Raw genomic sequence first — 10,320 nt, forward strand, 5'->3', positions numbered from 1 at the left:
TGCTGGTTGGCAGAAGCATTTCCTTGCAGACTCATCATCACAATCATTCGAGAGCCACCCCCATGAGACTTCTGGTTGCGGAAGACGAACCCAAAATAGGCATTTATTTGCAGCAAGGTCTTGCTGAGGCAGGGTTCAATGTTGATCGCTTTACCAATGGTAAGGAGGCGCTTCAACACGCGTTGAGCGAGGCTTATGACCTGCTGATTCTCGATGTGATGATGCCTGGGCTGGACGGATGGGAAGTACTTCAGAAGGTGCGGGCATCCGGAAAAAATGTCCCCGTGCTTTTTCTCACGGCGCGAGACCGCGTCGAGGATCGCGTCAAAGGACTTGAGCTGGGGGCAGACGATTACCTCATAAAACCCTTCGCTTTTTCTGAATTGCTTGCCCGCGTCAGAACGCTGCTGCGAAGAGGGAGTACAGCCCCCTCCCAAACTCATATGAAATTGGCTGATCTTGAGGTTGACCTGCTCAAGCGCAGGGTTGTCCGTGGAGGCAAACGTATAGATCTCACGGCCAAAGAGTTTGCGTTACTCGAATTGCTGCTCCGTCGTCGAGGTGAGGTGCTGCCTAAGTCGCTTATCGCTTCCCAGGTGTGGGACATGAACTTCGACAGCGATACGAACGTCATCGAGGTCGCCGTAAGGCGGCTCAGAGCAAAGATTGATGATGATTTTGAGGTCAAGCTTATCCACACCTCCCGAGGCATGGGCTACATGCTAGATGCGCCGGATTCTGGGACGGGGCTGGAATGAAGCGAATGTCTCTGACTACCCGCATGAGCCTGATGTTCATGCTAGCTGTAACGGCGGTGCTCACCGTCGCTGGACTCAGTTTTAACAGCCTTAGCCGGCATCATTTCAAAATGCTAGATCAGCAGGCGCTAAACGAGAAGCTACACTCGACCCAAAGAATTTTGACGGGATTGAGTAGCATTGACCAGTTCAGTGATGTTAAGCCTGAGTTGGAGGCGCTGCTGGGTGCTCACCGAGATTTGACAGCCCTGATCTTCGATGGTCACGGCAAGACCCTTTTTGCTGATCCAGGTCCAATCGATATTCCTGAAGACTTTCGCACGACCTCAAACAACAACGTTTGGGAGTGGCGTGATGATGAGCAAACGTTCCGGGGAATAACGGCGCAGGCGATTGTGACGGGACAAGAAAAACCGCTGACCGTTATGTTGATCTTTGACGTTACGCAACATATGGCGTTCTTTGAGACGCTTGAACGCTGGTTTTTGATAGGGTTGTTTATAAGCGCGCTGGTCAGTGCGGCGCTGGGCTGGATGGTCGCGAGCAGTGGACTAAGACCTATTCGCCAGGTTACTCAAGTCGCTGCGTCAATGTCTGCTAAATCGCTCAAAGAACGGATTCCTTTAGCGGCCGTTCCTAAAGAGCTTCAGCAGATGGTGCTTTCTTTTAATGCAATGTTATCTAGACTTGACGATGCATTTGTTCGCTTATCAAACTTCTCTGCGGACATTGCTCACGAACTACGAACACCAGTCAGCAATTTGATGACACACACCGAAGTGGTGCTTTCTCGAAAAAGGAATATTGAGGATTACGAAGACAACTTGTATTCGAATCTTGATGACCTGAAGCGTATGGGGCGGATGATCGATGACATGCTTTTTCTAGCGAAATCAGATAATGGTCTGATTACTCATGAAAACAAACCGATAGACTTGGTAGCGCTAGTAGAGAAATTACTCGAGTACTACCGCTTGTTGGCTGATGAGCAAGGCATCGACCTTAAGGTGACAGGGAGAGGCAGCGTCCGAGGTGACGTTCTTATGCTCGACAGGGCTATCTCTAATCTGCTCTCGAATGCCCTCCGGTACACCCCCGCAGGGAAATGTATCAGTGTCGATATAAGACAGGAAGGGACGTCAATCTCTATCTCCGTGGAAAACCCTGGAGAACCTATCGCTCCTGAGCACCTTGAAAAACTGTTTGATCGATTTTATCGAGTGGACCCCGCTCGTAGAGAAGGAAACCCAAGTAATGCGGGGCTAGGCTTATCAATCACTCGATCAATCATAGAGTCACACGACGGCAAGATATGGTGCACGTCGTCAGCTGGAAAAACAGCTTTTCATATACAACTCCCTTGTGCGAGTGCAGAAAATGCCTAATCAACAACCCCATATACACCCGAGCAGCTATGTGGTCTTGCGAACGGTTTTCACGGTGTGAACGTCGCAAAACGGAAGCCCATTTTAACCATCTTTTCAAGAAATTCAGCGTCCCAAAGCAGGTCCAAGCTGACTGAAATGTAATCGAATAGTTTGCGTTCGTGTGGCATCGTGTACTTGCGCTGTGACGTTGGAATTCTTGTGATTATTCCTGTCCAGGTCGCCCTAGAACACGGAATCTGCTAGGTAGCTCGCCAGTGTTTTTAATAAGCGTAAAAGTAATAACTAGATACTCATCAAAAACCTAGAACCAACAGCTTTTGCTGTGAGGAGTCTTGCATGTCATTCCTTAAAACCACCACCGTAGCTGTAGCACTGACAGCGGGTTTGCTTTTGAGTGCAGTTGCTCAGGCACATCCAAAGCTGCTTTCTTCTACTCCAGCAGAAGGGTCGGATGTTGCTGCTCCTGCGAAAATTGAACTGCAATTTTCTGAGAATCTAACGACTCAGTTTTCCGGTGCTAAGCTGATCATGACCGATATGCCCGGCATGCCTAACTCCCCAATGGGCGTTAAAGCAGCTGTTGCAGGCGGGGGAGATCCTAAGACGATGGTAATTACGCCTGCATCGCCATTGACCACAGGTACTTATAAAGTTGAGTGGCGTGCCGTCTCGTCTGACACTCATCCCATCACCGGCAATTTTTCTTTCAAAGTGAAATGATTCATGAGCGACTCAATAAATATAGCTGTTCGCTTTGCTCTATATTTTGATCTGATGCTGTTATTTGGACTGGCAATATTTGGTCTTTATAGCCTGAGGGGAAAAGAGAGAGTATCGGGAGCGGTTTTAAATTTTGAGTCGCTTCTTTACAGTACATCTGTTTTAGGTGTGGCTCTGTCTCTAGCAGCCATGTTGTTGCTTGCGAAAGCTATGAGTGGTGTGTCGGGCTTCATGGAGCTACATCACCATATTTTTCAAATGGTTCTCATGGGGACGGACGTCGGTTTGACCTGGATGGTCCGGATAGTGGCGTTGCTGACGGCTGTTGTCGGCGTTGCTCTGAGTAAGCGCTTTCCGACACTCAGTCTTTGGATTGTCACTGTATGTGGCGCCATTGCGCTAGCGACGCTGGCATGGACAGGGCATGGTGCGATGGACGAAGGGAGCCGTCGTTACTGGCATTTTACTAGCGACATCTTCCATCTCTTGGCCGCAGGCGGTTGGTTGGGTGCGTTGGCAGCATTTGCACTGCTGCTGCGTTTAAAATCGCTGAAAGGTGATCAGGAAGTACGAGTTCTTGCTCGGGTACTGACAGGGTTTGAATCGGCCGGCGCGGTGATTGTAGTGATCATCAGTATAACGGGCGTGGTGAATTATCTATTTATCGTAGGACCGAGCCTCGATGAGGTGATGCTCAGCACTTATGGCCAGTTGCTATTTTTGAAAGTCCTGCTATTTGCAGGGATGATCGTATTAGCCACGCTTAACCGTTTTCATCTAAGCCCCTTATTGGAGCGATCAGTTCGCAATGGCGAATACGCTGTCGCGGTGAATGCCTTGCGCCGTAGCATGAAACTTGAGTTTTCAATGGCGGTCATCATTATCTGTCTTGTCGCATGGTTAGGTACTTTAAGCCCTGTCATGGAAATGAGCGCAGCATAGACGTTGGTAACAGCCAATACAGGAGTCTTAAGGGTGAATTGTAAGAGCCATTTGCACCGTCTACACTTTAGCCCATGAAACGCTATGTGCGGTTTTGCCTGATTTTCCTAATTAGCTTGGCGCTTCCCCTTAGCGGGATGGCGGGTGTTCAGGCATCGACTGAACCATGCCCGATGAAAACCATGGGTATAGCGATGATGGATGGTATGGGTCAAGACTGCTGCCACGACATGAAAAGTACCGCTGAGCATGGCAAACCTTGTAAGTCGGGCCAGGAATGCAAAACGGGCGGCATGCTGCAAGTCTCGATCATCAAGCCTCCTATTACCTTGTCCAGTCCAATCGTTCTGCCCTTCTCCAGCCATTTCCCACTCGTACAAACCCCTTCTGGGTTATGGCGACCTCCCCGTACTTGATTCCTGTACCACACTGAGCCTCATTCCGCGTTAGCGGGATGGCATATCTGCGCGCATGTCTTATGAAGCGCGCGGTGGATCATCACAGGAATCGTGAACATGAACTCCAACTGCTTTTGCACAGGTTGGTCCCTCGTGGCCGGCCTGGCGGCAAGCGTACTGGCATTGCCGAGCCTTGCTGGTGCATTGACACTCGATGAAGCGCTGCGGCTGGCCGAAAACAATGCACCGTCGTTGACCGCACAAGACGCCAAAATTCAAGCAGCCACCAGTGCGGCCATTCCCGCCGGCGAACTACCCGATCCCAAGCTACTGCTGGGCGTGCAGAACTACCCCATTGGTGGTGCCGACAGATGGAGCATCGACCAGGACTTCATGACCATGCAAGTGGTCGGGATCAGACAGGAGATGCCCAACAGCGATAAGCGCAAAGCACGTATCGAGGTCGCGGATGCGGCTGTTGATCGAGCGTCCGCTGAGCGTCGAGTGGCGCGTCTGAACGTCCGACAGTCCACGGCATTGGCCTGGATCAGTAGCTACTCGGTTGAGCGTAAAGATGCGATGTTCCAGGACTTCTACAAAGAAAACCGTCTTCTGACCGATACCGTCAGATCTCAGATTGCGGGTGGCCGCGCCCAACCCGCCGATGCGGTGACACCTAAACAGGAAGCTGCCCAACTGGCGGAGCAGCAGGATGATTTAGTTCGCCAACGTGCACAGGCCCGGGCGGCCCTCAAGCGCTGGATTGGCCCTGCTGCCAATGACAAACCGGCGGGCAGCTTGCCTGATTGGCCCATTGAAACCTCTGGATACTCCCATAAGCTGCAACATCACCCTGAATTGGCGGCGTATGTGCCGATGACCCGTGAAGCACAAGCCAAGATCCGTGAAGCTGAGGCGGAAAAGCAATCTGACTGGAGCTGGGAATTCGACTATCAGCATCGAGGCAAACAATTCGGTGACATGGTTAGCGTCCAGTTTTCATGGGATCTCCCGCTGTTTCCTGACTCTCGGCAAAACCCCAAAATTGCGGCAAAGCACGCCGAACTCAACCAGCTTGAGGCTGAGCGGGAAGCTCTGTCGCGCGAGCATACCCAGCAACTGGAGGATGAGTTGGCCGACTACGAGCGACTCAATCGTGCAGTCAACCGTAATCAGGAAAGCTTGTTGCCGCTGGCTAAAGAAAAGGTTGAACTCACCATGGCTAGCTACCGTTCCGGCAAAGGTGATTTGAACTCGGTTGTGGCCGCCCGACGCGAACTCATCGAAGCCCGTCTCAAGCAGATTGACGTTGAAGAGCAACGTGCTCTCACCAGCGCTCGCCTGTATTTCTCTTACGGGGAGCCCGCTCAATGAATTTCAAAGTATGGAAAGGGACTTTAGTTGTCGGCATCTCGATCGCCTTGGGTGTTGCCGGAGGTTACTGGTTAGCCCAACCGCGAATGAGCGAAGTAGCTAGTGTCGAGCCGGATCAGGAAGCCAAAGCCTCTGCCGATCGAAAGGTTCTGTATTGGTATGACCCCATGTACCCACAACAGAAATTCGATAAACCGGGTAAGTCACCCTTCATGGACATGCAGATGATCCCCCAATACGCAGATACCAAGGGGGACAGCGGCGGCATTCGAATTGATCCAAGCCTGACTCAGAACCTTGGTGTGCGACTGGCTCGTGTCAGTCGAGGGGTATTTGCCTCGACACTGAACGTGGTAGGTGTTCTGGCCTTCAACGAACGGGACGTTGCAGTCATTCAGGCCCGTACGGCGGGCTTTGTCGAGCGCGTGTACGGCCATGCATCTGGTGATGTGCTGAAAGTGAATGCCGCCTTGGCAGATATCTTGGTGCCGGATTGGGCAGCTGCTCAAGAGGAATTTCTCGCCCTCAAGCGTAGTGGCGATGCTGACTTGCTGACAGCGGCCCGCCAGCGATTGAGGCTCACCGGAATGCCAACTAAGTTAATTGCTCAAGTTGAGCGCAGTGGCAAAGTTCAACCGAACCTGACTCTGACCAGCCCTATTGGTGGTGTGCTTCAAGAGCTGAGTGTGCGTGAAGGTATGACGGTGGCCGCAGGCGAGACGCTGGCGCGTGTTAATGGTTTGAGCAGTGTCTGGCTGGCCGTGGCAGTACCAGAGTCGGAGGCTGGGTCAATCGTCGTAGGGCAAGCAGCCGAAGCGCGTTTGTCCGCGCTCCCTGGAGTTGTGCTCAAGGGCGTCGTCAGTGCGATTCTTCCGGAAACCAGTTCGGACAGTCGCACACTTCGCGTTCGAGTTGAGTTACCCAATCCGGATGGCCGACTCAGGCCAGGTTTGACCGCGCAGGTAAGTCTCAATCGTTCGACGGAGCAAAGTGTTTTGTGGGTGCCGAGCGAGGCCGTCATTCGTACAGGTCGACGTACGTTGGTCATGCTCTCTGAAGACGCTGGTCGATATCGCCCGGTGGAGGTGCAGTTAGGCCAAGATAACGATGGCAAAACGCTGATATTGAACGGCTTGGAAGAGGGGCAAAAAGTGGTGACTTCTGGCCAGTTCCTTCTCGACTCGGAGGCCAGTCTCAAGGGCGTTGTCGCAAGCTCACTGGACGTTTCGCCATCTACTGTAACCGCAGGCGCTTTGCATGAGGCCGATGGTCAGATCGTTGAGATCAACGACAAAGAAGTCACGCTCGCCCACGGTCCCTTCAGAACATTGGGTATGTCAGGCATGACGATGACTTTCCCTCTCGCCGCTCCAGCTCTGATGAAGGATCTTAAAACGGGCGACAAGGTTCGGATCGCTGTCAGCCAGACGGAAGATGGTCTGCGCGTTGAGCGTCTGGAACGCTCTGGGAGCCAGCCATGATCGCGGCCCTTATTCGCTGGTCGGTGGCTAACCGCTTTCTTGTGTTGCTAGCGACGCTGTTTGTCACGGCATGGGGGATCTGGGCGGTTCAAAGTACGCCCATTGACGCATTGCCAGACCTGTCGGATGTTCAGGTAATTATCCGTACACCTTATCCAGGCCAAGCCCCACAGATCGTAGAGAACCAGGTCACCTATCCATTGGCAACCACTATGCTCTCTGTGCCTGGTGCCAAGACTGTGCGCGGTTATTCCTTCTTTGGCGACAGTTTCGTTTACGTACTATTCGAAGACGGAACTGACTTGTACTGGGCCCGCTCGCGCGTATTGGAATATCTGAGCCAGATACAAAGCCGGCTTCCGGCCAGTGCCAAGCCCGCATTAGGACCTGATGCCACTGGGGTTGGCTGGATTTTCCAGTACGCCCTGGTAGACCGAAGCGGCGGGCATGATTTGGCGCAGTTACGTGCCTTGCAGGACTGGTTCCTCAAATTCGAGCTTAAGACCCTACCGAACGTTGCGGAAGTGGCCACGGTGGGTGGCATGGTAAAGCAGTACCAGGTGCAGCTTGATCCGGTGAAGTTGGCCAGCTTGGGTATCACGCAGTCTGAAGTGACCGAGGCGATCGGCAAGGCCAATCAGGAAACTGGTGGGGCGGTGCTGGAGATGGCGGAGACCGAGTTTATTGTGCGGGCTTCCGGCTACTTGAAGACCCTCAATGATTTTCGTGCTATCCCACTCAAACTGGGCACGGGTGGTGTGCCGGTCACTCTGGGCGATGTTGCCACGATTCAGATGGGGCCTGAGATGCGTCGAGGCATCACCGAACTCGATGGCGAAGGTGAGACCGTCGGCGGCGTGGTAATTCTGCGCAGCGGTAAGAATGCTCGAGAAACCATTGCGGCGGTCAAGACCAAACTCGACGAGCTGAAAAGCAGTCTGCCAGCGGGGGTAGAAATCGTCACTACCTACGACCGCAGCAAGTTGATTGATCGTGCCGTGGAAAACCTCAGCCACAAGCTGATCGAAGAGTTCATCGTCGTCGCGTTGGTCTGCGGAATCTTTCTCTGGCACCTGCGTTCATCTCTGGTGGCAATCATCTCCCTGCCGGTTGGGGTGCTGATCGCCTTCATCGTGATGCGCTATCAGGGTATCAACGCCAACATCATGTCCCTTGGCGGGATTGCCATCGCCATCGGCGCCATGGTCGACGCTGCCGTGGTGATGATTGAAAACGCCCACAAGAAGGTCGAGGCTTGGCACGTGGCCAATCCTGGGGAGGAACTGAAAGGTGAACGTCATTGGCACGTGATGACTGAAGCGGCTGCCGAGGTAGGACCTGCATTGTTCTTCTGTCTGCTGATCATCACCCTGTCGTTTATTCCGGTGTTCACGCTGGAGGCTCAGGAAGGACGTCTATTCGGTCCCTTGGCGTTCACCAAAACCTATGCTATGGCCGCAGCGGCTGGACTGTCGGTAACTCTAGTTCCGGTGTTGATGGGGTATTGGATTCGCGGACGAATTCCTAATGAGCAACAGAATCCGCTAAATCGCTGGTTGATCCGGATCTACGAGCCCGCTCTGGACGCCGTATTACGTCGACCTAAAGTAACGCTGCTGGTTGCGTTGCTAGTCTTTGTCAGCGCGTTGTGGCCGATCTCTCGTCTGGGTGGTGAGTTTCTTCCCCCGCTGGACGAAGGGGACCTGCTCTATATGCCATCAGCTCTGCCTGGATTATCGGCGCAGAAGGCCGCGCAACTGCTTCAGCAGACTGACCGTCTGATAAAGACAGTTCCAGAGGTCGAACACGTTTTCGGAAAAGCCGGCCGCGCTGAAACCGCGACTGACCCGGCACCGTTGGAAATGTTCGAGACCACCATTCAATTCAAACCACGCGAACAGTGGCGCCCAGGCATGACCCAGGAAAAGCTCGTTGAGGAGCTAGAACAAGTGGTGCGTGTCCCAGGATTAACCAACATCTGGATACCGCCTATTCGTAACCGTATCGACATGCTGGCCACCGGCATAAAAAGCCCGATTGGCGTGAAGGTTGCCGGTACCAACCTGACGGAGATCGATGCCGTCACCCAAGCCATCGAGCGTGTTGCCAAGGACGTCTCAGGTGTCAGTTCAGCGTTAGCCGAACGACTGACCGGTGGCCGCTATATTGATGTGGATATCGATCGCAAAGCTGCGGCACGCTATGGGTTAAATATTGCCGATGTGCAATCGATCGTGGCCGGCGCAATCGGCGGTGAAAACGTCGGGGAGACGATTGAAGGGTTGGCTCGTTTCCCAATTAACGTACGTTACCCTCGTGAGTGGCGGGATTCGCTCGGCGCTTTGGAGCAGTTGCCGATCTACACCCCGCTAGGCAGCCAGATCACCCTTGGCACCGTGGCGAAGATCAAGGTCAACGACGGGCCGCCAATGCTCAAGAGTGAGAACGCACGGCCTTCAGGCTGGGTGTACATCGATGTGCGTGGCCGGGACATTGCCTCCGTAGTCGCCGATCTACGCCGGGTCGTCAGTGAGCAGGTCAAGTTGCAGCCCGGCATGAGCCTGAGCTACTCAGGTCAGTTCGAGTTTCTCGAAAGGGCCAACGCACGACTCAAACTGGTGGTGCCTGCCACGCTGTTGATCATCTTCGTGTTGCTCTACCTGACATTTGCACGACTTGATGAGGCTTTGCTGATTATGGCCACGCTGCCATTCGCTCTCACGGGCGGGGCATGGTTTCTCTATCTGTTGGGATTCAACCTGTCGGTTGCCACCGGGGTCGGCTTTATCGCCTTGGCCGGTGTTTCTGCCGAATTTGGCGTGATCATGCTGCTCTACCTGAAAAATGCATGGACCGAGCGTCAAGACCTCGGTGACAACACAGAACGCGGGTTGATGGCCGCGATTTGTGAAGGCGCTGTCCAGCGCGTTCGACCTAAGGCTATGACCGTGGCAGTGGTTATCGCTGGTTTGTTACCTATACTTTTGGGAGGCGGTACCGGTAGCGAGGTTATGAGCCGCATTGCCGCCCCGATGATTGGCGGTATGGTTACGGCACCCTTGCTATCACTGTTTGTGATCCCGGCGACCTATCACCTCTTGCGTCGTCGACACTTGTCCGCTGAGCCTGGCAAGCACTGACGCGTAAAAACGCATACGAAAGGGGCTGCGCTTGCAGCCTCGTTTGAGCTGCACAGCTCGTTTTCATCAGTCCTACATACGCTGTTGTCAGTGCCATTACCCACCAGCACTTGCCAGAA

At 53.4% G+C, this 10,320-nt stretch carries 8 protein-coding genes; all 8 read left to right on the forward strand.

Annotation, left to right across the window (positions count from 1 at the left end; genetic code table 11):
- Positions 1 to 62 precede the first annotated feature (62 nt).
- Positions 63 to 758 carry a heavy metal response regulator transcription factor gene (locus tag JQF37_RS05840; protein ID WP_017341638.1) on the forward strand — a complete coding sequence of 232 codons (696 nt, stop codon included), beginning with the start codon at positions 63 to 65 and terminating at the stop codon, positions 756 to 758.
- Positions 755 to 2,143 carry a copper resistance membrane spanning protein CopS gene (gene copS, locus JQF37_RS05845; RefSeq protein ID WP_031319189.1) on the forward strand — a complete coding sequence of 463 codons (1,389 nt, stop codon included), beginning with the start codon at positions 755 to 757 and terminating at the stop codon, positions 2,141 to 2,143. Before JQF37_RS05840 ends, copS begins: the two co-directional genes overlap by 4 nt.
- A 339-nt stretch (positions 2,144 to 2,482) precedes the next feature.
- The gene (copC, locus tag JQF37_RS05850) at positions 2,483 to 2,866 is read left to right on the forward strand and encodes a copper homeostasis periplasmic binding protein CopC (protein ID WP_017341635.1); all 384 of its coding nucleotides are present in this window, start codon (positions 2,483 to 2,485) and stop codon (positions 2,864 to 2,866) included.
- A gap of 3 nt (positions 2,867 to 2,869) precedes the next feature.
- Positions 2,870 to 3,808 (forward strand): copper homeostasis membrane protein CopD, encoded by a 939-nt coding sequence (copD, locus tag JQF37_RS05855; RefSeq protein ID WP_130205478.1) that lies wholly within the window; start codon positions 2,870 to 2,872, stop codon positions 3,806 to 3,808.
- 74 nt (positions 3,809 to 3,882) lie between these two features.
- Positions 3,883 to 4,224, forward strand: a complete 342-nt coding sequence (locus tag JQF37_RS31305; RefSeq protein WP_080995097.1) for a hypothetical protein — start codon at positions 3,883 to 3,885, stop codon at positions 4,222 to 4,224.
- A 99-nt stretch (positions 4,225 to 4,323) separates the two neighbouring features.
- Positions 4,324 to 5,580, forward strand: a complete 1,257-nt coding sequence (locus tag JQF37_RS05860; RefSeq protein WP_017341633.1) for a TolC family protein — start codon at positions 4,324 to 4,326, stop codon at positions 5,578 to 5,580.
- A complete protein-coding gene (locus tag JQF37_RS05865; RefSeq protein WP_017341632.1) occupies positions 5,577 to 7,061 on the forward strand; it encodes an efflux RND transporter periplasmic adaptor subunit in 1,485 nt (494 codons plus the stop codon). Before JQF37_RS05860 ends, JQF37_RS05865 begins: the two co-directional genes overlap by 4 nt.
- A complete protein-coding gene (locus tag JQF37_RS05870) occupies positions 7,058 to 10,201 on the forward strand; it encodes an efflux RND transporter permease subunit (RefSeq protein WP_031319188.1) in 3,144 nt (1,047 codons plus the stop codon). Before JQF37_RS05865 ends, JQF37_RS05870 begins: the two co-directional genes overlap by 4 nt.
- The last annotated feature ends 119 nt before the right edge of the window (positions 10,202 to 10,320 follow it).

Origin of the sequence: Pseudomonas sp. MIL9 (assembly GCF_016887925.1) — a bacterium.
GTDB lineage: Bacteria > Pseudomonadota > Gammaproteobacteria > Pseudomonadales > Pseudomonadaceae > Aquipseudomonas > Aquipseudomonas mohnii.